24 protein-coding genes and 1 tRNA gene are annotated in these 24,630 nt (G+C 71.1%); 13 read left to right on the forward strand and 12 right to left on the reverse strand.

The window, feature by feature from the left end:
• Nucleotides 1-76 precede the first annotated feature (76 nt).
• Complete coding sequence (locus ACFYWX_RS32195) at nucleotides 77-4,546, forward strand: PAS domain-containing protein (protein ID WP_389428148.1); 4,470 nt, start codon at nucleotides 77-79, stop codon at nucleotides 4,544-4,546.
• A 33-nt stretch (nucleotides 4,547-4,579) separates the two neighbouring features.
• Here ACFYWX_RS32195 and ACFYWX_RS32200 read toward each other — a convergent pair whose 3' ends face one another.
• The 7 genes from ACFYWX_RS32200 to ACFYWX_RS32230 form a co-directional block, all read right to left on the reverse strand.
• Nucleotides 4,580-5,035 (reverse strand): hypothetical protein, encoded by a 456-nt coding sequence (locus ACFYWX_RS32200; protein WP_389428150.1) that lies wholly within the window; start codon nucleotides 5,033-5,035, stop codon nucleotides 4,580-4,582.
• A 160-nt stretch (nucleotides 5,036-5,195) separates the two neighbouring features.
• On the reverse strand, nucleotides 5,196-6,911 hold the full coding sequence (locus ACFYWX_RS32205; RefSeq protein WP_389428152.1) for a long-chain fatty acid--CoA ligase: 1,716 nt from the start codon (nucleotides 6,909-6,911) through the stop codon (nucleotides 5,196-5,198).
• Between the two features lie 96 nt (nucleotides 6,912-7,007).
• On the reverse strand, nucleotides 7,008-7,568 hold the full coding sequence (locus ACFYWX_RS32210) for a SigE family RNA polymerase sigma factor (protein ID WP_389428154.1): 561 nt from the start codon (nucleotides 7,566-7,568) through the stop codon (nucleotides 7,008-7,010).
• Between the two features lie 170 nt (nucleotides 7,569-7,738).
• Nucleotides 7,739-8,914 carry a lipid-transfer protein gene (locus ACFYWX_RS32215; protein WP_389428155.1) on the reverse strand — a complete coding sequence of 392 codons (1,176 nt, stop codon included), beginning with the start codon at nucleotides 8,912-8,914 and terminating at the stop codon, nucleotides 7,739-7,741.
• The gene (locus tag ACFYWX_RS32220) at nucleotides 8,911-9,306 is read right to left on the reverse strand and encodes a MaoC family dehydratase (protein WP_389428156.1); all 396 of its coding nucleotides are present in this window, start codon (nucleotides 9,304-9,306) and stop codon (nucleotides 8,911-8,913) included. Before ACFYWX_RS32220 ends, ACFYWX_RS32215 begins: the two co-directional genes overlap by 4 nt.
• On the reverse strand, nucleotides 9,303-10,208 hold the full coding sequence (locus ACFYWX_RS32225; protein ID WP_389428158.1) for a bifunctional MaoC family dehydratase N-terminal/OB-fold nucleic acid binding domain-containing protein: 906 nt from the start codon (nucleotides 10,206-10,208) through the stop codon (nucleotides 9,303-9,305). The genes ACFYWX_RS32220 and ACFYWX_RS32225 overlap by 4 nt, the downstream gene beginning before the upstream one ends.
• Nucleotides 10,209-10,383: 175 nt before the next feature.
• A complete protein-coding gene (locus ACFYWX_RS32230) occupies nucleotides 10,384-10,695 on the reverse strand; it encodes a hypothetical protein (protein ID WP_389428160.1) in 312 nt (103 codons plus the stop codon).
• Between the two features lie 400 nt (nucleotides 10,696-11,095).
• On the opposite strand from ACFYWX_RS32230, the gene ACFYWX_RS32235 reads away from it, so the two are divergent.
• A complete protein-coding gene (locus ACFYWX_RS32235; protein ID WP_389428162.1) occupies nucleotides 11,096-11,995 on the forward strand; it encodes a bifunctional DNA primase/polymerase in 900 nt (299 codons plus the stop codon).
• A gap of 17 nt (nucleotides 11,996-12,012) precedes the next feature.
• Here ACFYWX_RS32235 and bla read toward each other — a convergent pair whose 3' ends face one another.
• Nucleotides 12,013-12,936 carry a class A beta-lactamase gene (bla, locus tag ACFYWX_RS32240; RefSeq protein ID WP_389428400.1) on the reverse strand — a complete coding sequence of 308 codons (924 nt, stop codon included), beginning with the start codon at nucleotides 12,934-12,936 and terminating at the stop codon, nucleotides 12,013-12,015.
• Nucleotides 12,937-13,140: 204 nt separating this feature from the next.
• Between bla and ACFYWX_RS32245 the strand changes: the two genes are divergently transcribed.
• The gene (locus ACFYWX_RS32245; protein WP_389428164.1) at nucleotides 13,141-13,668 is read left to right on the forward strand and encodes a DinB family protein; all 528 of its coding nucleotides are present in this window, start codon (nucleotides 13,141-13,143) and stop codon (nucleotides 13,666-13,668) included.
• Between the two features lie 238 nt (nucleotides 13,669-13,906).
• Nucleotides 13,907-14,581 (forward strand): hypothetical protein, encoded by a 675-nt coding sequence (locus ACFYWX_RS32250; protein ID WP_389428166.1) that lies wholly within the window; start codon nucleotides 13,907-13,909, stop codon nucleotides 14,579-14,581.
• A gap of 239 nt (nucleotides 14,582-14,820) precedes the next feature.
• On the opposite strand, the gene ACFYWX_RS32255 is transcribed toward ACFYWX_RS32250, so the two are convergent.
• The gene (locus ACFYWX_RS32255; RefSeq protein WP_389428168.1) at nucleotides 14,821-15,117 is read right to left on the reverse strand and encodes a DUF6234 family protein; all 297 of its coding nucleotides are present in this window, start codon (nucleotides 15,115-15,117) and stop codon (nucleotides 14,821-14,823) included.
• A 278-nt stretch (nucleotides 15,118-15,395) separates the two neighbouring features.
• Nucleotides 15,396-15,508: transfer RNA gene (locus tag ACFYWX_RS32260), tRNA-OTHER, on the reverse strand.
• A gap of 275 nt (nucleotides 15,509-15,783) precedes the next feature.
• On the opposite strand from ACFYWX_RS32260, the gene ACFYWX_RS32265 reads away from it, so the two are divergent.
• Entirely contained in the window at nucleotides 15,784-16,419 is a 636-nt protein-coding gene (locus ACFYWX_RS32265) for a hypothetical protein (protein ID WP_389428170.1), read from the forward strand.
• A gap of 238 nt (nucleotides 16,420-16,657) precedes the next feature.
• Here ACFYWX_RS32265 and ACFYWX_RS32270 read toward each other — a convergent pair whose 3' ends face one another.
• Nucleotides 16,658-17,383: a histone deacetylase gene (locus ACFYWX_RS32270; RefSeq protein WP_389428172.1), complete on the reverse strand. Its 726-nt coding sequence runs from the start codon at nucleotides 17,381-17,383 to the stop codon at nucleotides 16,658-16,660.
• Complete coding sequence (locus ACFYWX_RS32275; protein WP_389428174.1) at nucleotides 17,352-18,113, reverse strand: GntR family transcriptional regulator; 762 nt, start codon at nucleotides 18,111-18,113, stop codon at nucleotides 17,352-17,354. The genes ACFYWX_RS32270 and ACFYWX_RS32275 overlap by 32 nt, the downstream gene beginning before the upstream one ends.
• Before the next feature lie 440 nt (nucleotides 18,114-18,553).
• Between ACFYWX_RS32275 and ACFYWX_RS32280 the strand changes: the two genes are divergently transcribed.
• The 8 genes from ACFYWX_RS32280 (at nucleotide 18,554) to ACFYWX_RS32315 (ending at nucleotide 24,570) form a co-directional block, all read left to right on the forward strand.
• Entirely contained in the window at nucleotides 18,554-18,823 is a 270-nt protein-coding gene (locus tag ACFYWX_RS32280; RefSeq protein ID WP_389428176.1) for a DUF6284 family protein, read from the forward strand.
• A complete protein-coding gene (locus ACFYWX_RS32285) occupies nucleotides 18,820-19,269 on the forward strand; it encodes a Pycsar system effector family protein (RefSeq protein ID WP_389428178.1) in 450 nt (149 codons plus the stop codon). The genes ACFYWX_RS32280 and ACFYWX_RS32285 overlap by 4 nt, the downstream gene beginning before the upstream one ends.
• Nucleotides 19,266-20,384: a conjugal transfer protein gene (locus ACFYWX_RS32290; RefSeq protein WP_389428180.1), complete on the forward strand. Its 1,119-nt coding sequence runs from the start codon at nucleotides 19,266-19,268 to the stop codon at nucleotides 20,382-20,384. Before ACFYWX_RS32285 ends, ACFYWX_RS32290 begins: the two co-directional genes overlap by 4 nt.
• Nucleotides 20,381-20,995 carry a GGDEF domain-containing protein gene (locus ACFYWX_RS32295; RefSeq protein ID WP_389428181.1) on the forward strand — a complete coding sequence of 205 codons (615 nt, stop codon included), beginning with the start codon at nucleotides 20,381-20,383 and terminating at the stop codon, nucleotides 20,993-20,995. Before ACFYWX_RS32290 ends, ACFYWX_RS32295 begins: the two co-directional genes overlap by 4 nt.
• Nucleotides 20,992-21,339 carry an RRQRL motif-containing zinc-binding protein gene (locus tag ACFYWX_RS32300; RefSeq protein WP_389428183.1) on the forward strand — a complete coding sequence of 116 codons (348 nt, stop codon included), beginning with the start codon at nucleotides 20,992-20,994 and terminating at the stop codon, nucleotides 21,337-21,339. Before ACFYWX_RS32295 ends, ACFYWX_RS32300 begins: the two co-directional genes overlap by 4 nt.
• A complete protein-coding gene (locus tag ACFYWX_RS32305) occupies nucleotides 21,339-21,656 on the forward strand; it encodes a hypothetical protein (protein WP_389428185.1) in 318 nt (105 codons plus the stop codon). The genes ACFYWX_RS32300 and ACFYWX_RS32305 overlap by 1 nt, the downstream gene beginning before the upstream one ends.
• A 112-nt stretch (nucleotides 21,657-21,768) precedes the next feature.
• On the forward strand, nucleotides 21,769-23,895 hold the full coding sequence (locus tag ACFYWX_RS32310) for an ATP-binding protein (RefSeq protein ID WP_389428187.1): 2,127 nt from the start codon (nucleotides 21,769-21,771) through the stop codon (nucleotides 23,893-23,895).
• Between the two features lie 204 nt (nucleotides 23,896-24,099).
• The gene (locus ACFYWX_RS32315) at nucleotides 24,100-24,570 is read left to right on the forward strand and encodes a hypothetical protein (RefSeq protein WP_389428189.1); all 471 of its coding nucleotides are present in this window, start codon (nucleotides 24,100-24,102) and stop codon (nucleotides 24,568-24,570) included.
• Nucleotides 24,571-24,630 lie beyond the last annotated feature (60 nt).

Genomic DNA, 24,630 nt, shown 5'->3' on the forward strand with positions numbered 1-24,630 from the left:
GCGTGACACGCTGCGGGCCGGTTGGCAAGATGGCCCGAGCGGTCAGCAAAGTGCGGTAACAGGGAGGAAGCGACTCGTGAGCAGCAGGCCATCCCGAGGCGCTGCTCGCCTCGCAGCCATACTGGACGCGCTGCCGGACGCGTTGGTGCTGGTCAACGCCAACGGGACCGTTGTCAACGCCAACACCATCGCCCTGGAGGCCTTCGAGACTCCGGGCACCGCCCTCGTCGGGCGCGGGCTGCTCGATCTGCTGCCGCAGTTCGACTCCCGGCTCATCCCGGGCTCCATGCGCCGGCCCGACCACATGGATCCGCACGGCCGCACCAAGCCGACGCGGATGGTCGCCCGGCGGACCGACGGCAATGAGTTCCCCGTCGAGGTCACCAGCGCGAATCTCGAGAACGGCCAGCAGGCCTACGACGGTTACGGCTACACCGGCGACGAACTGCTGATGCTCGTCGTCCGCGACCTGTCCGGCACCGTCGACACCGAGGCCGAGCTGGCGCGGTCGCAGCGGCAGACCGAGATGATCCTGCGGGCCGCGTCCGAGGGCGTCGTGGGGACCGACACCGACGGGCGCATCGTCCTCGTCAATCCGGCCGCCGCTCAGATACTGGGCTACCGGGCCAGTGATCTCGGCGGCAAGGAGCTGCACGACCTCGTCCTGCACTCACGCACCGACGGCACGCCCTTCCCGTACGAGGAGTCCCCGCTCGCCGACACCCTGCGCTCCGGGCGCAAGCACCGGGTGCGCGGGCAGGTGCTGTGGTCCAAGAGCGGGGACAAGGTCTCGGTCGACCTGACCACCGCCCCGGTGCGCGACGGCGACCAGCTCGTCGGTGCCGTCATGACCTTCGCCGACCGGCGCCCGTACGACACCCTCGCCGACGAGAAGGCGGCCGTCGAGAAGCAGCACGAGGAGGAGTTGGAGCGGCTCTCCGAGGAGCACGCCTCCGACCTCACCGCGCTGCGCCAGCAGCACGTCACCGAGGTGGAGGAGCTGCGCGAGCAGCACGAGGAGGAGCTGGCGGCGGGCGACGACCGGTACGCCGCCCTCGCCGAGCGCGAGAAGGACCGCTACGAGGCCCTCGCCGCCCGGCACGAGCAGTTGCTGACGCTGCTGGGGCGGTCGCTGCGCGGGCCGCTGGACGAGTTGCGTCGCGAGCTGTCCGCGCTCGCCGCCGACGACGCCGGGCAGCTGTGGCCCGAGGCCAACCAGGTGCTGCACCACCTGTCGGCGGGCTACTCGCGGATGACCACCCTGATCGACAACGTCCTCGGCTACCAGCTGCTCGACACCGGCGACCAGAGGATCACCCGTACCAACGTGATGCTCGACTCCGTCGTCGCCGCCGGTGTCGACGGGGCCGTCGAGCTCATCGGGCCCGGGCGGGTGCAGTTCGCCGTGCACGCGCCGCCCATCGAGGCCCAGGTCGACGCCCGGCTCCTCGCCACCGCGCTCGCGCATCTCGTCGCGGACGTGGCCGGTGTGGACGCGACCGGCAACTCGCCCGCCTCGGCGGGCGGTTACATGGACAACACCGTCGTGGTGGCGGCGGCACAGCGCGGTGAGGTCGTACGGATCGAGGTGCGCGGGCCGTACTCCGGGGGAGACGCGGTGCACGAGCCGATCGTGCGCGGGATCGTCCGGGCCCATGGTGGGGTGCTGCAGACGCATGAAGTGCCGGGGATGAGTGGGAGTGCCTACGTCCTCGAAGTACCGCTCGGGGAAGGGGCGGGGGCCGTCGCGGCTCCGGCTCCGGCCGCGCTCGGGGCCGCGGAGGAGGGCGGCGCCGACGACGGTGCCACGGCCGCCGGGCAGACGTCCGGTGGCGGGCGTCGGCGTGGGCGGCGGGCCTCCACGGACGCGTTCCTGGAGAGCGAGGTTCCGGGCGGCGAGGGCGCCGACGGCGGTGCGGACGCCGCGGACGGTGCCGAGGGCGCGGAGGGATCCGGCGGTTCGGGCGGCTCCGGCAGCGAGGCCGCCGTGCCCACCGGGCGGCGGCGCAGGCGTGCGGCCGCCGAGGCGGAGGCGCCTGCCCAGACACCGGGCGACGGCGGTACCGGGCGGCGGCGGGGGCGGCCGGCCGAGGACGCCGCCGCGGCTGCGGGCGCGGCTCTGGCACTGCCCCCGGGGTTGGTCCAGGCGCTGCCTCAGGGCTCCGCTCCGGGCATCGCCGAGGGTGCCGTCGTCATGGCCGCCGAGCATGGCGCGGGTACCGCGGCCTCGGGTACGGGACTCGGCGGGACCGTTCCACCGCAGGGCGTGCCCGCTCCCGGCGGACGGCGCGCCCGGCCTGCCGGAGACGAACAGCACGCGTTGCCGCCGGCGCTGCCCGCCGCTTCCGGCGCGGGTGGCCCCGACGTGGGCGAGAACGCACAGCCGAGCGGGCGCCGTCGGCGTGCCCTGGCCGCCGCGACGGAACGTGCCGCCGCACAGCAGGCGGAGCCCCGCGCGGTGTTCGCCCTGCCGCCGGCGGAGGCGGACCGGACGGCGGACAGTGCGGAGGTTGCGCCGGGCACGGCGGGTGCGGCAGGTGCAGCAGGTGCTCCGGGGCAGGTTCCCGTGCAGGCGCAGGTCCCGGCTCAGGGTGCCGCGCCGCAGTCGGTTCCCCAGCAGGGCGCACAGCAGCCGGTCGCACCGCAGGCGTCCGTCCAGGTTCCCCAGCAGGGTGCACAGCCGGTCGCACCGCAGGTATCCGTCCAGGTCCCCCAGCAGATGCCGGTCTCCGCGCCGGGTGCCTCCGCCGATGCCCTGGTCGAGCACGGTCGGCACGACGCCGTCCCGCACGACCAGTCCGACGACCGCACTCCGCCGCAGCCGCACCCCACGAGCGCTCCGACGGGCCGTCGCCGACGCGCCGTGGCCCGGCCGGCCGAGGCTGCCGGAACGACCGCGCAGGAGGCCCCCGCGTCGCCGGTTCCGACCGTTGCCGCGGCTCCGGCCGCTCCGACGGCTCCGGCCGCTCCGGCTCAGGGCGCACAGCCCGTCCCCGGCCAGCCCCTCCCGGCACCGGCGAACGGCGCCCCCCAGGGCACCCCCGCCGCCGGTACGCCCGCCCAGCCGTGGATCATCGGCGACGACGACACGCCGGACGCCGGTACACCCGTACCGCCGAACGGCACCGCCGCGCCCGGCGCCACCCCCGGGTCCGTGCCGCAGGCGCCGAACGCCTCGAGCACCCCGGCGCCGGGCACCCCCCTCCCGCCGGAAGCCGCAGCACCCGCCCAGGCCCAGCAGGCCCAGGCGCAGGCGCAGGCGCAGCCCCCTGCCCCCGCCGCCCCCCAGCCCCGCGCCGCACAGCCCCTTCCCGCCGAGACCGCCACCGGTCCTACCGGTGCCACGGGCAGAACCGCTGCCACCGCCACCGCCGCCGTGGACCCGAACTCCACCCAGGGCCGGGCCATCAGCGTGCGGACCCTGGGTCAGGGTGTGCCGTTCACGCGGCAGGCGGCCCAGGTGCAGCAGCCGTCGGCCCAGACGCCTCCCCCGCAGCAGGCGGGCGGCTCCGGTCGGCGTCGCAAGCTCGGTACGCGGCAGGAGCCGGTCGTCACGCCCCCGGAGCAGACGGCCCGCCCGCACCCCCAGACCGAGCAGCCTGCCGTACAGGCCCAGGCCCAGCCGCAGCCTCAAGCCCAACCGCAGCCGCAGCCGTCCCTCGCCGGCCAGTCCCGGCTCGCGCAGATGACGGACGGGGCGGGACGGTCGTACGCCATAGGCGCGCCGGACGAGAACGCCGCCGAGGGGCCCGAGCCGCTGGACGGGCCGGGCGGCGCGATCGAGGTGGCGGACCCGCCGCGGCCGCAGCCGATGGACGACGAGCTGCCGCCGGAGCCGCTGGACAACCCGCGGCGGCTGCTGGTGTGGCCGGCTCCGGACGTGAGCACGCAGCAGGCGCTGAGCGAACGCGGGTACCGTCCCGTCATCGTGCACTCGCGCGAGGAGGTCGACGCGCAGATCGCCGCGTTCCCGGCCGCGCTGTTCGTGGACCCGCTGACCGGGCCGATCACGCGCACCGCGCTGCAGTCGCTGCGGCAGGCCGCCGTGGCCGCGGAGGTGCCGGTCCTCGTCACGGCCGGCCTCGGGCAGGCGACGCGCGAGGCGGCGTACGGCGCCGATCCCGCCGTACTGCTGAAGGCGCTCGCGCCGCGGGACAGTGAGCAGCATCCGCCGCGGGTGCTGCTCATCGAGGAGCACGCGGAGATCGCGCTGGCGCTGACGTCGACGCTGGAGCGGCGCGGGATGCAGGTCGCGCGGGCGGCGAGTGACGCGGACGCCGTGACGCTCGCCGGGCAGCTGCGGCCGAACCTGGTCGTGATGGACCTGATGCAGGTGCACCGGCGCCAGGCCGGGATCGTGGACTGGCTGCGGGCGAACGGGCAGCTCAACCGCACCCCGCTCGTCGTCTACACGGCCGCCGTGGACCAGGCCGACCTGCCGCGGCTGGCGTCGGGCGAGACGGTTCTCTTCCTCGCCGAGCGCTCGACCAGCACCGAGGTGCAGAGCCGGATCGTCGACCTGCTGGCCCGGATCGGAACGAACTAGCCGGCAAGCCGGCCAGGCTGGCCGGCTGGTTGGCTAGCGCGCCGTCAGTCTGCGTGCCGCCTCCTTGATGGAGGCGCGCAGGCGTTCGCGGTCCGCTTCGCCGCCTCCGGCCAGGATGCGCTTCATCTGGGGGACGACGGCCGCCCAGTTGGCCAGCGCGGTGAGCAGGAACAGCAGGTCGCGGGGCGGGATCGCGTCGGTGATGACGCCCCGGGCCTGGCCGTCCTCGATGGCGGCGACCTTACGGGCGTAGTGGTCCTGGCGCTCGGTCTCGTCGGGCAGTTCGGCGTTGCCGTACTCGAGGCCCTCCCAGAAGAGCAGGCGCAGCAGCTCGGGGTGGGCGGCGTGGTAGTCGAGCAGCCGGTCGATCCAGCCCTCGATGTCGTCCGGGTCGACGGGGGCGGCGGAGGCCAGGTCGACGCCTACGTCGTCTCCGGCTTCGCGGGCGGCGCCCTCGCCTCGGCCCTGGCGGGCGTCGCCTACGCCCACTGGGCGTGGGACGGGGTGTGCGCGGTGGCGGGCCTGTGGCTGCTGCTGGGGTGGGGGGTCACCGCCGTACGGGGTGTACGGCGGTGAAGTTCCCTGATGTTGCCGTAGCCGTCAGAGGGATGCTGCCGTGACGACCGTCAGGGGGATGCTGCCGTGACCGTCAGAGCCGCTTGACGTCCAGCTCCCCCTCCGCGTACTGCCTGCGCAGCACCTTCTTGTCGAACTTTCCGACGCTCGTCTTCGGTACCGACTCGATGACGGTCCAGCGCTCCGGGAGCTGCCACTTGGCGACGTGGCCCTCGTCGGCGAGGAAGGCGCGGAGAATCTCGAAGTCGGCGGTGGCGCCCTCCTTCAGGACCACGGTGGCCAGCGGGCGCTCGCCCCACTTCTCGTCGGGGACCGCGACGACCGCGGCCTCGGCGACGTCCGGGTGGGACATCAGGGCGTTCTCCAGCTCGACGGAGGAGATCCACTCGCCGCCCGACTTGATGACGTCCTTGGCGCGGTCGGTGAGGGTGAGGAAGCCGTCCGCGCTGATGGTGCCGACGTCGCCGGTCTTGAGCCAGCCGTCCTCGCTGAACTTGTCGGCGGGGCGCAGGAGGTCGGCGCCGGCGCCGTTGTAGTAGGCGCCCGCGATCCACGGGCCGCGCACCTCCAGCTCGCCCGCGGACTCGCCGTCCCAGGGGAGGCGCTCGCCGCCGGGGCCGGTGAGGCGGGCCTCCACGCTGGTCGGGAAGCGGCCCTGCGTGACGCGGTAGGCGAACTCCTCGTCCGTGCCGACCACGTTGGCCGGCGTCCGGGCGACCGTGCCGAGCGGGGAGGTCTCCGTCATGCCCCAGGCGTGGCAGAGCCTCATGCCCAGCTTGTCGAAGGCCGTCATGAGGGAGGGCGGACAGGCCGAGCCGCCGACGGTGACCTGACCGAGGGAGCTGACGTCCCGGGGCCGGGCGGTCAGCTCGGCGAGCAGGCCCTGCCAGATGGAGGGGACGGCGGCCGCGTAGGTGGGACGCTCGGCCTCGATCATCTCGGCGAGGGGCGCGGGCTGGAGGAAACGGTCCGGCATCAGAAGGTTGACGCCGGTCATGAAGGTGGCGTGCGGCAGGCCCCAGGCGTTCACGTGGAACTGGGGGACCACGACCAGCGCGTTGTCCTGGTCGGTCAGGCCCATCGACTGGGCCATGTTGACCTGCATGGAGTGCAGGTAGATCGAGCGGTGGCTGTAGACCACGCCCTTGGGGTCGCCGGTCGTGCCGGAGGTGTAGCACATGGCGGCGGCCTGGCGTTCGTCCAGCTCGGGCCAGTCGTACGCGGTCGGCTTCCCGGCGATCAGGTCCTCGTACTCGTGCACCTGCGCGGCGGCGCCCGCGAGCGGCGAGCGGTCGCCGGGGCCGGAGACGACGACGTGCTCGACCGTCGTCAGGTGCGGGAGCAGCGGGGCCAGAAGTGGCACCAGGGAACCGTTGACGATCACGACCTTGTCGGCCGCGTGGTTCACGATCCAGGCCAGCTGCTCGACGGGGAGCCGGAGGTTCAGGGTGTGGAGGATCGCGCCCATGGAGGGAATCGCGAAGTATGCCTCGACATGGTCGGAGTTGTTCCACATGAGAGTGGCGACACGGTCGTCGTCCACGACGCCGAGGTCGCCTCGCAGGGCGTGCGCCAGCTGGGCGCTGCGGGCGCCGATCTCGGCGAAGGTGCGGCGGTGCGGCTCGCCCTCGCCGGTCCAGGTGGTCACCTGTGAGGTGCCGTGGATCGTCGACCCGTGGGTCAGGATCCTCGAGATCAGCAGCGGTACGTCCTGCATCGTGCTCAGCACGGTGTCCTCCCGGGCGACATGGCAACGCGGTGGTAAAGGCTGGGCCGATTCTGCGCACATACCGCGTGGTATGTCACTAGCTCCGGGCGATCGATCACATGACGTTGCGCACGGACAACGGTTGCTGCGTACGCGCTGTCGCCTCAACGAACGGGCCTAGCGCGCGAGTTCCAGCTCCGGATCCTCGCGCAGCTTGCCGAGCGCCCTCGACACCGCCGACTTCACCGTGCCCACCGACACGCCGAGCACCTCGGCCGTCTGGGCCTCGCTCAGGTCCTCGTAGTACCTGAGGACGACCATCGCCCGCTGCCGTGTGGGCAGCTTCGCGATCGCCCGCCACATCGCGTCGTGCAGCGCCTGCCGCTCCGCCGGGTCGTCGCCGCCGCCGGGCAGGGGCTCCGGTTCGGGCAGCTCGTCGCAGACGAACTCGTCGACCTTGCGCTTGCGCCACTGCGAGGTGCGCGTGTTCAGCAGCGCACGGCGCACATAGCCGTCCAGCGCCCGGTGGTCCTCGATGCGCTCCCACGCCACGTACGTCTTGGCCAGCGCGGTCTGCAGCAGGTCCTCGGCGTCGCACGGGTTCGCGGTGAGCGACCGGGCGGTGCGCAGCAGCACCGGTTGGCGGGCCCTGACGTACGACGAGAAGGAGGGGTACGTCGCGTACGGGCTGAACCGCGTCGCGGCGTTCGAGGCGCTGGTGCAGACGGCTGTGGTCATGGCTCAACGCTAGGAGTGAGGGCCCCTCCAGCGGATCGGCCGCAGGTCCTGAAGCCGAGTCCGCCTCAGGTTGTACGGGTGGTGGTGGGTCCACCTCCTGAAGGTGGACGAGAGTGCGGTGCGTACTACGGGGTTCACCCCTGGGGGTAGGACGCCCGTAGCAGCGGTGCTCAGCTGCCTGAGCCGTCCGCGGTCAGCACCAGCCCCGACGTCGGCACGCCCGTGCCCGCCGTGACGAGGACGCGTTCCGCCCCCGGTACCTGGTTCACGGCCGTGCCGCGCAACTGCCGTACCGCCTCCGCGATGCCGTTCATGCCGTGCAGGTAGGCCTCCCCGAGCTGGCCGCCGTGCGTGTTGAGGGGCAGGCGGCGCTCGGCGACGAGGTCGGCGGCCTCGCCGGGCGCGCAGAAGCCGAACTCCTCCAGCTGCATCAGCACGAACGGGGTGAAGTGGTCGTACAGGATCCCCACGTCGATGTCGGCGGGCGCGAGCCCGGAGGTGCGCCACAGCTGGCGGGCGACCACGCCCATCTCGGGCAGGCCTGCCAGGTCGTCGCGGTAGAAGCTGGTCATCTGCTCCTGGGCCCGGCCCGCGCCCTGGGCGGCCGCGGCGACGACGGCGGGCGGGCGGGGCAGGTCGCGGGCCCGCTCGACCGAGGTGACGACGAGGGCCTGTCCGCCGTCCGTCTCCTGGCAGCAGTCCAGCAGTCGCAGCGGCTCGACGATCCAGCGCGAGTCGGCGTGGTCGGCGAGCGTGATGGGCCGGCCGTGGAAGTACGCCGCCGGGTTGGTCGCCGCGTACGCCCGGTCCACGACGGCCACGTGCCCGAACGCCTCCGGGGTGAGCCCGTAGGTGTGCAGGTACCGCTGGGCCGCCATCGCCACCCAGGAGGCGGGGGTGAGCAGCCCGAAGGGCAGGGACCAGCCGAGCGCGGTCCCCTCGGCGGAGGGTTCGCGGTGCTGCACGCCCGAGCCGAAGCGCCGCCCCGACCGCTCGTTGAACGCGCGGTAGCAGACCACGACCTCCGCCACGCCTGCCGCGACGGCGAGCGCCGCCTGCTGCACGGTCGCGCAGGCCGCCCCGCCGCCGTAGTGGATCCGGGAGAAGAAGGACAGCTCGCCGATCCCGCAGGCCTGGGCCACGGTGATCTCCGGGCTGGTGTCCATCGTGAAGGTGACCATGCCGTCCACGTCGGCGGGCGTGAGCCCCGCGTCGTCCAGGGCCGCGCGCACCGCCTCCGCCGCGAGCCGCAGCTCGCTGCGCCCGGAGTCCTTGGAGAACTCCGTCGCCCCGACGCCGACGACCGCCGCCCGCCCGCCGAGGGCGTCCCGGGTGCGTACGCTCATCCCGCGCCTCCCCCGGCGATGGTCACCGTGACCGTGGCGGTGACGTGCCGGCCGATGCCGTTGTCCCCGGCGACCCGCACCACGGCCGTGTCCCCGTCGACCTCCTCGACCGTGCCCCGCAGCACCATCGTGTCGCCGGGGCGGTTGGGGGCGCCGAGGCGGATGGCGACCTTGCGCAGGACGGCCGTGGGGCCGAAGTGGTCGGTGATGTAGCGGCCGACCAGGCCGTTGGTGGTCAGGATGTTCATGAAGATGTCGGGGGAGCCCTTCTGCCGGGCGGCCTCCGGGTCGTGGTGCACGTCCTGGTAGTCCCGGGAGGCGACGGCCCCGGCGACGATCGACGTGCGGGTGATCGGTATCTCCAGCGGCGGCAGCTCGTCCCCGGCCTTCATCCGGCCACGCCCTGAGGCATGGGCTGGAAGACGGGCAGCACCAGTTCGTCGTCGTAGCGCCGGAACTCCAGCCGCACCGGCATCCCGATCCGCACCTTGTCGTACGGCACCCCCACCACGTTGCTGACGATGCGCACGCCCTCCGCCAGCTCGACCAGCCCGACCGCGTAGGGCGGGTCGAAGGCCGGGAAGGGCGGGTGGTGCATCACGACGTACGAGAAGACGGTCCCCTCGCCGCTCGCCTCGACGGTGTCCCACTCCGGCGAACCGCAGGTGGTGCAGCCGGGCAGCCAGGGGAAGCGGAGGGTGTCGCAGACGGTGCAGCGCTGGATGAGCAGGCGGTGCTCCGCGACGCCGGCCCAGAAGTCGGCGTTGTCGCGGTTGATCACGGGGCGGGGGCGGCTTTCCTTCCGGGGTTTTCGCTGCGCGGGCGCGTACTTGAGGATGCGGAAGCGGTGCGTGCCCGCGAGTTCGGTGCCGGTCCTGACATCTGTGCGGGTGGTGACGAAGTGGCCGCTGCCCAGCCTGGTCGTCTTGCGCGGGGAGACCGACTCGATGACCGTGTCGAAGGTGACCTCGTCGCCGGGCCGCAGCGGGCGCAGGTACTCCTGCTCGCAGTCGGTGGCGACCACCGCGGTGTACCCGGCGTCGTCGAGCAGCCCGAGGAGTTCCTCGTACGCCTGTGCGCGCCCCGTATGGCCGGAGAGGCCGCCCATGGTCCACACCTGGAGCATGGTGGGCGGGGCGACGGCCTCGGGGCCGCGGTAGGCCGGGTTCTCGTCTCCCATCGCCTCGCACCAGTGCCGGATCATGGGCGCGTTGACGGGGTCCTTGCCGACGCCGGCGACGGCGGCGGGCCGCCCCTCGTAGGCCTTCAGCCGCACCGCGAGCTCGTCGTCCACGGCCGTACTCCTTCCCGCACGAGGGTTTCTGACTGTCCGTCAGACGACCTGTGCTGTCAAGGTCACGTCCCAGGTCCCAAGTTTCAGATCCCAGATCCCGGGGCCCGGGGCCAAACGCCTGCGCGGCGGTGCCGAAGCACCGCCGCGCGGACGTGTCACCCCCCGGCGAGCCGGCTCACCACAGCGGCGTGAAGCTGACGGCAACGTTGTCGTTGCCCTGGTTGACGGCCGTGAACGCGGATCCGTTGACCTGGGCGGTGTTGCTCTGGTTCGAGGCGCCGGAGCCGACCGCCTGCTGCTGTGTGGTGGCGGAGTTGCCGAAGTTGTCGTTGCCGACACCGCTGCCCACGACGCTCGCGGCACCCGCGTTCGATCCGTTGTCCGCGAAGGCTCCGTCGTCCGCCGCGGCGACGCCGGTGAAGAGGGCGGCGGCGAGGGGCAGGGCGGAGACGGCGGCGAGAACGCGGGCGGTACGGATGCTTGCCATGTGTTTCCTCCAGAACGGAAGTGCGTACAACGCAAGTGCGTACAGACGCAAGAAGCGTGAAGTCCATCAATTGCGGTTTTCACCAGGGCAGTTGGCCGACCGCCCCGGCGTCTGGCGTACGACGTCGCGAGACCAGGCTTGCCCACCGAATCCCCGGCGAACCACCCCGGAAGCCGTGATTCGCCCTCAAGCGTGAGGACAAGCCGATAAACCCCTTTCGGCGCCTTCCCTCACTCGAACCTCCAGGCCAGGACGGCCGCCACACCTCTCCCTCCAGGCCCCGCAAGGGCCGAAGCGTTCCGGCACATTTCCAGCCAATTCACACCGCACGGCGCGTCGCGGTCACGAACGACGGATGACCCCTCTTCCTCTTTTCGAACATTCGTACGAACATGGAGGCATGGCCATCACCGACCGGCACCCCCGGCAGGCCACCACCCTGGCCCTCGCCCACGCGCTGTCAGCCGCCGAACGCGGCCTGGCCGTCCTCCCCCTGTCACGGACCAAGCTCCCGGCCCTTCGCTCCCCCCACCGCGACGACCCCGCCGCAGCCCCCTGCCACGGCGAGTGCGGCCGCCCGGGCCACGGCGTGCACGACGCCTCGACCGACCCGGCGCACGTCCGCGCCCTGTTCGCCGCGGCCCCCTGGGCCACCGGCTACGGCATCGCCTGCGGCCTGCCTCCGCACCACCTCATCGGCGTCGACCTGGACACCAAGACCGGCACGGACTCCACGGCCGCCCTGCGCGAACTCGCCCTGCGCCACCTGTTCACCATCCCCGCCACGGTCGTCGTACTGACCCCCAGCGGGGGCCGCCACCTGTGGCTGAGCGGCCCCCCGGACGTCGTCGTACCGAACTCGGCGGGCCGCCTGGCCCCCGGGATCGACATCCGCGGCGCCGGCGGCTACCTCGTGGGCCCCGGCTCCCGTACCGACCACGGCGTCTACGCCACCGCCCCCGGCACCACCCACCTGCCCCCCGCCTCCTGCCCACCGGCCCTCCTGCGCCTGCTGCTCCCGCCGCCCCGCCACCCGGGGCCCTCCGGCACCCGGCACGGACACGGCCAGGGCCTGGTCCACTTCGTCCTCGCCGCGCACGAGGGCCAGCGCAACACCCGCCTCTTCTGGGCCGCCTGCCGGGCCTACGAGGACGGCATCGGCCCGGACCTGGCCGACGCCCTCACCGACGCCGCGGTCCACACCGGCCTCACGCTCCGCGAGGCCCGCTCCACGATCGCGTCGGCAGAGCGCATGACGCGGCACCGCGGGTCGGCGGAGGCGGACGGAGCGGGGCAGTAGATCCGACCACGCCCGCCCTACCGGCGGTTCAAGCCGTCGACCGCCACCGTGGCGGCCTTGGCGATCAGGGCGTCGCGGCGTTCGGCGCCCTGCTTGTCACGGGTGGACATGACCGCCATGACGACGGGGTTGCCGCCGTCCTCCGGCCACACGACGGCGATGTTGTTGCGTCCCCCGTACCCGGCGGAGCCGCTCTTGTCGGCCACGGTCCAGTCGTCCGGGAGACCGGCCCGGATGAGCGTGTCACCGGTCACGTTCGTCTCCATCCACTGCCTCAGGAGCCGGCGCTCGTCCCGGCCCAGGGCGTCGCCGAGCAGGAAGGCCCGCAGATTGGCGGCCATCGCACGCGGCGTGCTCGTGTCGCGGATGTCGCCCGGCGTTCCGTCGCTCATCTCGGGCTCGTACCGGTCCATCTCGGTGACGTCGTCGCCGAGCCCCTCCAGCACCTTCTCCAGGCCGTCGGGCCCGCCGAGCTCCTTCAGGAGCAGGTTGACCGCCGTGTTGTCGCTGTACCAGAGGGTGGCGGCGCACAGCGCCTTCAGGCTCATCCCCTTCCCGACGAAGTTCTCCGTGACGGGCGAGTCGGAGACCACGTCGTCCTTCCCGAAGGTGACCACCTTGCCCATCCCCTCCGTCCCGTACTTCCGGAGCACGGCGCCCGCCGCCAGCGCCTTGAACGTGGAGGCGTACGCGAACCGGTCGTCCGCCCGGTAGGCGACCGTCCGGCCGGTGCCGGTGTCCAGGGCGTAGACGCCCAGCCGCGCGTCGAACTCGCGCTCCAGTTCCCGGAACTCGGGAGTGGTGGGCCTCGTGGCCGCCGCCTGTGACGCGGACCGCCCGGATCCCGTGGACGAGCCGGACGCGGATGCCGCTTCCTGACCCGAGGCGGGCAGTGCGACGAGCGCGAGTAAGCCGGCCGCCCAGGCGGCGCCCCGGCGCATGCGGAGCGAGTACGTCACGGATGAGCGAAGCGAGTACGTCATGGATGAACCTCCGAGTCGTCGAAAAACCTGTGGAACGCTCGCACAGTGGAGCCCGTGGATCTTGTAGCGGCGTGCCGCGCGTTTCGGCCCCACACGGGTGACCGGCCCGCACGGCTCTGAAAACGCCTGGAGAACGCCCTCGCTCTCGGCGAGAGTCGGCCCATGACCGTTCCCCCATGCGATCTGTTGCGCGGCCAGTTCGACCTGACCTGGGCCCTGTTCGAGTACCACCTCGACCGGCTCACGCCCGAGGACTTCCTCTGGGAACCGGCGCCGCACTGCTGGACGATGCACCCGTCCGCCGAGGGCGCCTGGGTGCCGGACTGGGCGGACAGCGAACCCGAGCCGGTCCCCGTCCCGACCATCGGCTGGCTGAGCTGGCACATCGGCTGGTGGTGGGGCGTGACCCTCGACCACCTGCGGGGCGACCCGCCCCGGGACCGCGCCGACGTCACCTGGCCCGGCCCCGGAAAGCCGACGACCGACTGGCTGCGCGACCTGCGCAGGGCCTGGCTGACCGCCCTCGCCGACCTCACCGACACGGACCTGGCCGCCACGGCCCCGTTCCCCTGGCCGGACGACCCCCGGTACACGGTCGCCGACATGCTCGCCTGGGCGAACGCCGAACTGATGAAGAACGCGGCGGAGATCGGACAACTGCGGCTGCTGCGCGGGGCGGTGGGTCCGTAGCGGCCGGAGAACCGGGCGCGTCGACGTGATCAACACGACACCGCCCCGCAGGGCCACCAAAGTGGCCGGTGGACCGTCTTCATCATCGCAACGTCACTGAGGCCGGGAGGCACCGTGTGGTGCCTCCCGGCTTCGCTCTGTCCGAGAACGGGGGTCCTCAGTTGAACTTACGTGCCCGCGTGCGCGCCCTCACCTGCTGCGGTCCCGCCCTCGCCACCGCTCAGGAGTCCCGATAGCCATGCGATCCATACTTCCCGACCGTCTGACGGGGCGCCCCGCCGCCGCCTGCCTGGCCCTCGCCGGAGTCGTCGCCAGTGTCCTGATCGGCAAGGGCGGGCTGGACACGGTGGTCGGCTGCGGAATCCCCAACGACGACCTCCCCTCCCAGAGCGCGGAGGACTGGGTCTCGCACGCCGACCACGTCGTCGTGGCCACGCCGACGGCGGAGGAAAACACCAACAGACGTGACTTCAAGCTGGGCGCGGTCGAGTACCAGACCGACCGCAAGGTGACGTTCCGTACGGACAGCCTCCTCTGGTCCGCCAAGAGCCCCCGGCGCACGCTCGACAAGGACTTCGAGCTGGTGGCCGCCGGCTGGCAGGTGTACCGGGACAGCGGCAACCGCACCAAGGCCACGACCGCGGACTCCCCCCGCCTGGAGACCGGCCACACCTACCTCCTCGCCCTGCGCTGGGCCTCCGACAAGTGGACCGTCCTCGGCGAGGGCGCCGCCGTCCCGTTCGACGACCACACCACCGCCCAGGGGGAGTGGTGCGGACGCGTCATGAGCAAGGAGGACATCGCAAGCGGCGAACGCTTCTCCCGCTCGGACGACACCAGCCTCGAAAAGGTCCTCTACGGCCAGAACGAACAAGCCGTGAAGAGCGAACTCGCCCGCGCGAGCAAGAAGTGACAACACCGCCGGCCTGACACCGAAACCAAAAACAGAAGGGGTGCCCTTCCAACGAGGGGCACCCCTTCTCTTTCGTCGATCAGGCGGTCCGATCGCTGCGCCGCAGGTCAGACAGGTGCGAGGACTCCAGCGGAGCCGTCGTCATCGTCGTCGTGCCCGCTACGTGCCCCAGGCTCGTGGTCGTGCCCGCTGAGCCAGGAGTCCGCCGCTTCGGCGAGTGGTGGGTCGGCCGACGTGCGCTATGCAGGGGTGGCGAGGTCAGCAAACAGCCCTGCTCCCACCCCCAGGACAACCAGCTGCACGATGCCAGGGATACGCCACCGCAGCGCGAGAAGAGCACCGCCCGTGACGACTGCGCCGCCGATCAGGACCCACATCCCCCGCAACGCTTCCTTGGGTGCACTGGGCGAATTCCCAGAGTCGTAGCTGTCGGCCCAGCCCGTCATCCCGTAGCCGAACACGAACCAAGCGATGACCATGAGGTCGATGATGAGCAGCGCCACGCTGACCCCGACCTGCTGGCTGGTCGACGGCACACTCTCACGCCTCATCTCCACCACCGTTCCGCCTGCGGGCGACAACCTGTTGACCACGTGCCGCTCAGCATGCTGTCGGGGCAGGTAACTGCACATGAGTACGGCTACTCAGTTGCCCGCTCTCCTTGGAGCAGCAGCGATGCCATCGGGGTCCCGCCAGTCCACTCGATGCGAAGTGGCCCCAGCTGAAGGCCCAATGGAGTGCGGGCCGGGTGTGGCCACGAGGGCACCTATCACAACGGCCCCTGACCGAATTACCTGGTCAGGGGCCGTTCACTTGCGGTGGGTGTGGGATTTGAACCCACGGTGACATCGCTGCCACGACGGTTTTCAAGACCGTTCAGTTGTCAGCCTATCGACGGCCTCTGAGCTGCCCTTCCACTACCTACGCGTAGAAATTTCCGCGTCTCTGGCCAGAGGGTGGCCACGGCCCGCCCTTGGACGCCGGCAATCGGTCCTGCGATCGTCGCAACTTGCGCGGCGGTGGTCGCTGCCTCAGCCGCGCAGGGCCAGGCCGACGCAGTGCTGGCTCAGTCTGCAGCCGCGGCGCTCCTGCGGAGAGACCGTCGCCCAGGCGCCGGATCCATCGGTAGCTTCTCTCACAACGGTGATCGCCCTCAGCGAAACCGGAGACGGCCTAGAACGTAGGCGAGTACATCTCACGGCATGCCACGTCTTCCGCGTCGGGACCGAGCGTCAAGGCCACAGGTCCGTATCAACCGCCGCCCGCAAGACAAGCTCGTCGCCCGTGCCGCACAAGAAGCGGCAGAACAGACGGCCAAAGATCAGCGCTTAAATCTGAAGATTGCCGGATTGGTCGCCATTCTTTCCGTGCCCGCACTCGCCGTTAGCCTGCTCAGCCTTTACTTGCAGGTCCAGAACGAAAACGAGGCAGGACAGAAGGAAGCTGCGCGCGTAAATTGGTCTATCGTATGGAGTAAAGACAAAAAGAAGGTTGCGGGCGTGGCAATCGAAAATCGGAGCCTCAATCCTGCGTCCCTCACAACTTTGATTATGAAGGATGACAAAGGGAAGGAGGTGCACCGCTATGTCTTCGACTACATCACACCATGCACACGCGAGGTGTACACATATCCTCCACGCGCTACGGAAGCCATCGAAGAATTGGACGCACCCGGGACGGCAAGCCTTTACTTCGTAGACAGCACGGGAAAGCTGTGGAGAAATGACGACTTCGCACCTCGCGAGATTCATCACGACTTTGTTGCGAATGATGGCATAAACATCATCAAAAAGTACGAAATTCCATACACGACGGAAGAATTGCAGGCATGCGGCTAACTCACAGCAAGGGGATACCCAAGGTCTTTCGCCCCGGCCGTGGTCGCGGATCTGGCCGCAGGCCACCCGCCTGCCCGCACAGGACGAGGAACGCGCCTGTTGGGCATCATTGCCCGACAATTGCCCTGCGGCCTCGACGCACTCGCATGAGCCGAGCGGAACTGTCCGCCTTGCAGGCCCGATGCCGTGCGTTACACAGGGTTCTTTGGACGGGAAAAGGCCTGCACTCTGCGAGGTTTCACACCTCCTCACTCAGCAGATCGGCAATGCCTTGCTCCGACCAGTGACCAGCCGCGCCGGGACAGGCCGCCACGTATGAGGCGATGGCTTCCACGTCCCAGGCGCCCGCGGACAGCAGACCTGATGCCAGGAAACGTACGTAGGCAGAGGACGGAGGGACCCACTGAACGTCGTTCAAGCCCCATGGGGCCGTAAAGGTCAGAACGGGCATGTCGTCGACCTGGCCAGCACACACGAGCGTTTCGTAGCGGCCCTCGCCCAGCACGGCGCGCCCCTCAGTCAGCACGTCCCCTAGATCCACGCCAGCGCCGGGTTCCCTGTACATCTCCTGAGCAGCAATGTCAGAGAACTGGTCGACAGTCACTAGGTGAGCCCTGGCCAGCACACGCCCACTCACCTGGGGGTCATAGAAGGCCCTGCCCCCTCCCCACACGGGTGATTCGGTGGCGAAGTACAGAGCGCCGGTCAGTTCGACGGGGATGGACCGAGCGGGCATTGCCGGGTTTCGGCACCCCGGATACTCCCTCGCCGCGCCGGGTGGGCGGCCGCCCTCGATATATGCGGCGAGCCGATCGAGGTGCATGTTCGAGCCGTAGGACGTGTACCAGACCTGTTCCGGGTGATGGTCGGTCGGCAACGTCGAGTTGATGCTGTGTAGTGCCTTCACTCTCACTCGCTCCTGGGAGACGCGCTCAGTCTGCCGAAACGTCGTACCTGATGACATGACGGTCTCCCGGAAGGATCGTGATCATTACTCGTAGAGGCCGATCGTTCTCGTCGTATCCCGTGCGCATATGTACGGCAACAGGGGTGGCGGAGGGCAACGAGAGCTTTTCGACCTCGGCTCGGGTTGGCATCCGCACGGTGATCTCGTCCCGGTAGCGAGCCTGGACAAGGCCAACGCTGGCCAGCACGCCACCGGGCGCTGACACATCTTCAGGCAGCATGAGCGGCGTGCCTCGGACCAGCTCCTCAGGGAAGTAGGAGTCAGCCAGCGCGTACGGATCCTGATCGACTATGCGCACTCGTTCCCGGACGACGGTCAGCGCGGTCTCGGGGTCCAGCTCCAGGCGTTCCGCGATTTCTGCCGGCGGACGCCGGATGGAGACGCGAACTTCCTGGCGAGGTTGGCGACCACTTTCGGCCACGATGCTGGCCCACTGGTCACCGCGTTCGTTCGACTGATGCCGCGTCCGAGACTCCAGCACCGACCAGTCCCAGACGGCCGGTGTCAGGCTGCGCCGAACGAAGCTACCCCGCCCCTGACCAGCGATGATGAGCCCTTCTTCGGTCAAGCGCCGTAGGGCGAGGCGGACCGTGTTGCGGCTCGCTTCGTAGCGCTCCACCAACTCGAACTCCGTTGGGAGCTGTTGACCCGGTTCCAGCTCACCCCGCTCGATCTGTCCTCGCAGGTCATCCGCGATTCGGTGGTACCTGGGGCGCTGCTCCCGCACGGTGCCTCCCTGCTAGTTGGCTGACTTGTGCCAACAACATACGCCTTTCGCCTTGACGGTCCTAGCCGCTTGAGGCAACACTCAGGGCATCGGTTGTTGGTACAACACCACCAACACCGTTGAGTCAGTCTTTATGCCGGACAGGGTTACTGCGGCTCGCCGTAAGCCCCTGAACTGGACGTTCCTTGACAACTGCATGGGGATCACGCCGCCTCTCCTCGGCCAAGTAGGCGGCCACGCGGGAGTTCCCGCGTGAGGTACAGCGCGTTTCGACCTCTCCGCAGCCCTTACCGGCTGTGGGCCGGTTGCCTCCGCTGCTCGTCTCGTACGAGCAGCGCTGAGGGGAGCCGGATGTTCCGACTTCAACGGCAAGCGCCCCCGGTGCTGGAACACCGGGGGCGCGGTTCGGGCCGTTCACCTGTGAGAGGACACACGACCCAATGATTCACATCGTCACTGTTCAGGACGCTGTTACCGCGTTCGCCGACTGGATCGAACCGACGGACGCCGAACTCGACGCGATCGAGTCGGAGATGCCCGCGATCCTGGCGGACGTCGACCTGCTCGACGCGCAGATCGTCACCCTGGACCGCACGCCGACCGAGCTGGACGAGCGCCGCATTCGCCGCGCCCGCCGCCGGGTGCTGGCCGCCAGGCGGGACCTGGTCAACCGCACGGCCGGCGCGAGCCTCCCGGGTGGTGCCGCATGAGTGCCACCGACACGAACCTGACGGCCGCGCACGCTGAGGTGAAAGCGGAGATCGCGCGGACGGACACCAAGACCGGCCTGCTGTTGGCGTTCGTCGGTGCGGTTCTCGCCGGCGCATGGACGGTCGCCAAGGATGCACCCCTGACTGTTGCCGCCTGCGTGGCCGGCGGTCTGGGCATGGCGCTGCTGGTCGGTGCCGCTGGTCTGCTGCTGCGGTCGGTGCGGCCGAACTTGCGAGGTCGGCACGGTTTCCCGCTGTGGGCGACGCTCACGGTCGAGGAGATGACCGCCACCGCCGCCGCCCGGGATCTCGCGGCGGATGTCGCCGGGCTGTCCCGACTGGCGGTCGCGAAGTTCACCAGCCTTCGCCGTGCGGTCGACCTGACCTGCGCGGGTGGCGCTCTGCTCATCCTCGCCCTCCTGCTCGCGCTGGGAGGTGCGGCATGAACGAGACCCGCAATCCCCTGACGAAAGTTCAGATCGGGGTCCTGACAGCCGCGTTCGTGCCCATGCTCGCCACGGGCGTGATCGGCGGTATCGGCACCTACAGCAACATCGGGCACGCCTACGGCAAGGGGACCGCGCTCGGCGCGCTCGGTGCCGGTGAGGGCGCCACGGCCGTGCTCGCCCTGGTCCTGCTGGGGCTGACCATGCTGGGGCAGTCCTCGCCGCGCATCGTGCGGCTCGGACTGTGGGCCCTGCCCGCCGCCGCCGCTGCCATGGGCGCCATGGCCGCACCCGACCCGGGCCGCACCGTGATCTACGCACTGACCCCGATGGGCATGTCCGTCTCGGCGGAGGGCATGGCGTTCCTCGCCCGCCGGATCGTGGTCCACACCGACGGCCGCGACGCGGAGAACGAGCGCCGCACGGCCGACGTCGTGCAGGCTCTGGCCTACCACCGGGCGCGTGCCACCCACCACCCGAGTGACTGGGTCAAGAGGTGGTCGGAGCGCAAGTCGTGGCGCCTGGCCCGCAGGGTCGGGGTCGGGGATGCGGCGCTCGGATCGAGGCTGCTGGACGTTCAGCGCACCCGGATCACGGACGGCGCGGACGCGGCCCTCGCCTCGATGTTCGGCACCGCCGCCCCGATTTTTCCCGCAGTCACAAATACGGAGGAATCTACCGGAAGTAGTCGAGAACGGTCTACCTCTGACCTGCCCGTATCGAGCACGCCCACGGTCGTGCTGACGCGGCTTGCGGTGCCCGATCCGGCGCCGGTCGATCTCGGCAAGTCGGGTGGCGGCATGAAGCCGATGCCCGCCAGTGTCCCGGCGGTGAAGCCGGTCCCGATCGCTTGGGCGCCCGCTCGTTCGGTCCCGGCCGCGTCGACCGGGCCGCGTCGGGCGACGGGCCGTGTCCCGGTCGCCGCCAAGTCGACCCGCACCCGCCGCACTCCCGACCAACTCATGGCGGAAGCGCGCAAGGCGACGGCCGGCCTGACGGACGCTGAGGTGACCGGGGAGGGCATCCGCCGGGCCCTGCGCACCTCGCCCGCGAACGCCCGCATGCTGCGTGACGCCCTGCTCGCCGAACGCGCCACCACGGCGGTGACGCCGTGAGCACCCTCGCCGCGCTCTTACCGGCCGTGCCCGCTCTCGGGTGGGCGGTACACGCCCGGTGGCTGCACGGACGGCTGACCATCGCCCGACGTGACCCGCTGACCGGCCTGTGGACGCGGGACGCGTTCACCCGGCGGGCCCGCCGCCTGCTGCGCGACCCCCGCGCCGTGGTCGTGCTCGCGGACGTCGACCACTTCAAGCAGATCAACGACACCCACGGCCACGCTGCCGGTGACGCGCTGCTCGCTACGGTCGCCGCCCGACTCGCCCACGGCACCACCCCCGGCGGTGTCGCGGGACGGCTCGGCGGGGACGAATTCGCCGCCGTCGTCGTCGACCGCGACGGCACGGCCGCCGACCGGCTGCACACCCTCGCCCGCGTCCTCGCCCGCCCGGTCGACACCGCCCCAGAGGTGCACACCACCGTGTCGCTGGGGTGGGTACGGGCCGCCGACCACCCGGGCGAGGACCTGTCCGCGCTGCTGCGCCGCGCCGATGAGGCCATGTACGCGGCGAAACGCTCGGGCCGGTCCGGGCCCCGGCGGGCTCGCCTCGGGCGGCTGCTCGGGTCGGTCGCCGGTCGTCGTCCCGGACGGCGTGGCGCGGCATGAGCACGCTGCCGGTCTTCCGGTGGCGCCTCGCCCCGGACGGCTACGCCACCCGCCGCCAACTACGGGCCCGCAACCTGCGCCCCGGCGGTCAGGACGTCGCCGCACAACTCGAACGGCCACGCCGCCGCCGGGGGCCGCTGGTCGCCTACCTCTACCGCATCGACCTGGCCAAGCCGGTCCGCCCCATGACCCCGGCGAGGTGGGCGGCGCTGGACAGGGCCAACGCCGCCCGCCGCACCTGCCCGCACTGCCGGCGTGACGCCGGATACGTCATCCCCACCTCGCTCGGCACCTGCGTGCCCTGCGCCTACCCCGACCCGGACGGGTCCGAAGGGAACACCTGATGGGCAACTCCGAAGTCCGCCGCCTTGACCGCGAGATCGAGAAGGCCACGAAGAAGCTGGAAGCGGTCCGGCGGGGTGAGTGGTGGCCGCTGAACGGCAGCGAGCGCCGCGCCATGGCCCGCGCCCTGGCCGGCGGCGCCTACCAGGTCACCCGGGGCCGCAGCGCGGGCCGTGCCGAGCAGCGCATGGACACCACCGGCACGGCCGCCGAGATGCGGCTGAACGCCGAGCTGACCGCGCTGCACGGCGAGCGGCAGCGCCTGATCACGGAGGCGGCCCGCGCCAAGGCCGCCAAGAAGTCGTCCGGTTGGTTCTGACCAGCCCAACCCCACGCACGCCGGGGTGGCCGCTCTTTCCACGGACCCGGCCACCCCGGCACCTGCACTCCCTCACTCCCGCCCCGTTGGGGCAGTCAGGAGCAGTTCCAGCATGTCTGAGAACGTCGTTCACCTCCACAAGCACACCGACCCCCCGGCCGACGACCCCGCCCCCACGGTGCTCACCGTCGTACCCGACGCTCCACCGGCGCCGCCCGTGCCCCTGTGGGTGCGCTCCGGGCGCGCGGTGAAGACGGCCGTCACGCACGAGAGGACCAGGGCGACGGTCCGGGCCCTCGCCCGGCACGGGTCCTACACGTTCAACGGCGGGCGGATCGTGGCCCGCCGCACCTGGGACGGCAAGACCGGCGCCCGCTACGAACGCATGATCCGTGCGGCGGAAGCCGCGGGGAACCTGGAAGCGGCGGAAGAGTGGGAGGAGCGCCTGACGCGCTTCCGCGCGGCCCGCCATCACCGCCGCATGGACCTGTTGCACTCGCCCGTGGACGCGGCCAAGGGCGTGGCCGTCGGCGCCGGCATGAGCGTCGGTGTCCTGGTCGCCCTCGGAGTCGTCATGGCCCTCAACACCGGCCACGTCGGCGACGTCATCACCCCGCTGACCGCGACCATCGACTTCATCGCCCTGCTCATCCGGATCGTGCAAGTCGTCTCGGGCCCGGCGCTCACGATCGGCCCGTTCCTCGCCCTGCTCGCCCTGTGGTCCGTCGGCCGCAAGCAGCAGGCCGCCCCGAACTGGGCACTCCCGGCGAACATCCGCAACGGCGAGGGTGAGCCGATCACGCCGTCCATCGTGGTCAAGGCCCTGCGCGACCTCGGAGTCCCCGCCCTGGCGCGGGCCATCAAGGAAATGGGCGACGCCGGCGCCTCCATGCTCGGGCCGATCCGGATCGCCGGATGCGGAGTCGAGGTCGACGTCACCCTCCCTTCCGGGGTGGCGACGAACGAGGTGCAGAACAAGCGCCGCAAGCTCGCGGAGAACCTGACCCGGCATGAGCACGAGGTGTTCATCACCATCCCGGAAGCGGCGCGCACGGTCCGGCTGTGGATCGCCGATTCCGGCGCGCTGGACGAACCGATCGGCCCGTCCCCGCTGGTCACCGACGAGACCATGACCGCGAACTACAAGACCGGTAGGGCCCCGTGGGGGCAGGACCTGCGCGGCGACGCCGCCGCGATCAGCCTGTATCAGCGGCACCTGTTGGTCACGGGCCTGTCCAACCAGGGCAAGACGGCCGCCCTGCGCGCGCTGGCGCTGTGGCTGGCTCTGGACCGGTCGGTGCAGTTCTGGATTGCTGACCTGAAGGGCATCGGCGACTGGGCCATGTTCGACGGCATCGCCGAAGTGCTCATCGAGGGCCCTGCCGACAACCACTGCATCCAGGCGACCGAGATGGCCGAGGACGCGGTGGAGGAGATGAACCGGCGGATCGAGGCACGCCGCAAGGACCCGAGCATCGTGTTCCCGCCGCTGATCGTGCTGGTGGACGAGGCACAGAAGGCGTTCATGTGCCCGGCCAAGGGCGAGGACGGCCGTCCCTACGGCGGATCCAAGGCCACCTCGCGCTACTTCATGGCCGTGCGCGAGATCCACAACCAGGGCCGTGCGGTCGACGTGCTGATGTGGCAGGGCACGCAGGACCCCACCGACCAGAACCTTCCCAAGCTGGTCCGCGAGGGCGCCCACACCCGCGCCTCCCTCGTGGTGGGCACCGAATCCCAGGCTGAGATGGCGCTCGGTGCCAAGGCCGTCAACGCCGGCGCCGCCCCGCACCTGCTGCGCCAGGGACTGGACAAGGGAACTCTGGTCGTCGCCTCCGACGGGATCGCGATCCCCGCCGGTCAGTCGTCCATCACGGTCCGGACCCACTTCATCGACGACGAGCCGGCCGCCGAAATCGCCGAGCGGGCCAAGGCCCTGCGCGACGGCGTCACCACCCTGCGCGCGGTCGACCAGGGCGAGGAGCGGGACGCGCTCATCGACATCCTCGACGTGATCGGCACCGCCAAGCGCACGCACACCCAAGACATCCTCACCCGGCTCGCCATCCTCAACGAGGACACCTACGGCGGCTGGACGTTCGTCGACCTCACCCGCGTGCTGGAAGCCGCCGACGTGGAGCCGTACAAGTCGCACGGGCGCATGGTCGTCCGCCGCGACGACGTCGCCCGCGCCCTCGCCTACCGCGACGACGAGGGTTCCGCTTCCGCCTCCCAGTAGCGGGGAGGAACGGCCGTCCGGCCCGGGGAGGCGGGGAGAACTCCCCAACCGCCTCCCCACCCCGCATCCCCCGCGTTGATCAGCGAAAACACCGTTTCGGGGAGGCGGGGAGGCGCCGCAGGTCAGCCCCCGAAAACCCCCTCTACACGCCACCCGGCAGGGGGTGTCCCTGCCTCCCCAACCGAGCACCGGAAGGGATTCCGTATGTACCCCGACCACACCGACCGGACGCCCGCAGTGCGGGCGCCGGAAGTCCACCACCCCGCCCCGATCGCCCCCGCCGTGGCCCCGTACGCGGCGCCCCTCGCCCCCGTCCAGCCGCACGACGTGCCGGCGGTCGCGAGCGTCGTCCTCCCGGACGGCCGTGTCGTCACCGGCTACGCCATCCCCACCGCGCAGCCCGAACCGGTCACGGCCAAGCCGGCCGTCTCGCGAGCGGCGGTGAACGTCGCCCTCGGGGGCGTCGGGTTCCTCGCCGTCTGTGGCGGACTGCTGATGCTCACCGCGTTCGTCACCGCGCTGGCCGCGCTGGTCACCCAGCTCATCACCCTCGCCGCCGTGATCTTCGGCGGATGGATCGCCGTGCAGATCTTCAGCGGACGCGGCCACGGCGGGGGCGGGACGACGGTCAACATCCGCAAAGCCGTCATCAAGCGCAACCGCTTCTACCAGTAGCTACGCCAAGGGCGGCCCCCGTTCTCGCCAAAGTCCGGGGCCGCCCTTGCCCAACCAGCA

The sequence above is a fragment of the Streptomyces sp. NPDC002888 genome, assembly GCF_042888465.1.
GTDB lineage: Bacteria > Actinomycetota > Actinomycetes > Streptomycetales > Streptomycetaceae > Streptomyces.

What these genes read in the sequence shown, in the direction of transcription:
- ACFYWX_RS32230 (WP_389428160.1), bottom strand. Translation starts at nt 10,695, where the DNA reads ATGGCAAGCATCCGTACCGCCCGCGTTCTCGCCGCCGTCTCCGCCCTG.
- ACFYWX_RS32310 (WP_389428187.1), top strand. Translation starts at nt 21,769, where the DNA reads ATGTCTGAGAACGTCGTTCACCTCCACAAGCACACCGACCCCCCGGCC.
- ACFYWX_RS32210 (WP_389428154.1), bottom strand. Translation starts at nt 7,568, where the DNA reads ATGACCACAGCCGTCTGCACCAGCGCCTCGAACGCCGCGACGCGGTTC.
- ACFYWX_RS32280 (WP_389428176.1), top strand. Translation starts at nt 18,554, where the DNA reads ATGATTCACATCGTCACTGTTCAGGACGCTGTTACCGCGTTCGCCGAC.
- ACFYWX_RS32315 (WP_389428189.1), top strand. Translation starts at nt 24,100, where the DNA reads ATGTACCCCGACCACACCGACCGGACGCCCGCAGTGCGGGCGCCGGAA.
- ACFYWX_RS32300 (WP_389428183.1), top strand. Translation starts at nt 20,992, where the DNA reads ATGAGCACGCTGCCGGTCTTCCGGTGGCGCCTCGCCCCGGACGGCTAC.
- ACFYWX_RS32245 (WP_389428164.1), top strand. Translation starts at nt 13,141, where the DNA reads ATGACCGTTCCCCCATGCGATCTGTTGCGCGGCCAGTTCGACCTGACC.
- ACFYWX_RS32235 (WP_389428162.1), top strand. Translation starts at nt 11,096, where the DNA reads ATGGCCATCACCGACCGGCACCCCCGGCAGGCCACCACCCTGGCCCTC.
- ACFYWX_RS32265 (WP_389428170.1), top strand. Translation starts at nt 15,784, where the DNA reads ATGCCACGTCTTCCGCGTCGGGACCGAGCGTCAAGGCCACAGGTCCGT.
- ACFYWX_RS32220 (WP_389428156.1), bottom strand. Translation starts at nt 9,306, where the DNA reads ATGAAGGCCGGGGACGAGCTGCCGCCGCTGGAGATACCGATCACCCGC.
- ACFYWX_RS32285 (WP_389428178.1), top strand. Translation starts at nt 18,820, where the DNA reads ATGAGTGCCACCGACACGAACCTGACGGCCGCGCACGCTGAGGTGAAA.
- ACFYWX_RS32270 (WP_389428172.1), bottom strand. Translation starts at nt 17,383, where the DNA reads ATGTCATCAGGTACGACGTTTCGGCAGACTGAGCGCGTCTCCCAGGAG.
- bla (WP_389428400.1), bottom strand. Translation starts at nt 12,936, where the DNA reads ATGCGCCGGGGCGCCGCCTGGGCGGCCGGCTTACTCGCGCTCGTCGCA.
- ACFYWX_RS32250 (WP_389428166.1), top strand. Translation starts at nt 13,907, where the DNA reads ATGCGATCCATACTTCCCGACCGTCTGACGGGGCGCCCCGCCGCCGCC.
- ACFYWX_RS32215 (WP_389428155.1), bottom strand. Translation starts at nt 8,914, where the DNA reads ATGAGCGTACGCACCCGGGACGCCCTCGGCGGGCGGGCGGCGGTCGTC.
- ACFYWX_RS32305 (WP_389428185.1), top strand. Translation starts at nt 21,339, where the DNA reads ATGGGCAACTCCGAAGTCCGCCGCCTTGACCGCGAGATCGAGAAGGCC.
- ACFYWX_RS32290 (WP_389428180.1), top strand. Translation starts at nt 19,266, where the DNA reads ATGAACGAGACCCGCAATCCCCTGACGAAAGTTCAGATCGGGGTCCTG.
- ACFYWX_RS32205 (WP_389428152.1), bottom strand. Translation starts at nt 6,911, where the DNA reads ATGTGCGCAGAATCGGCCCAGCCTTTACCACCGCGTTGCCATGTCGCC.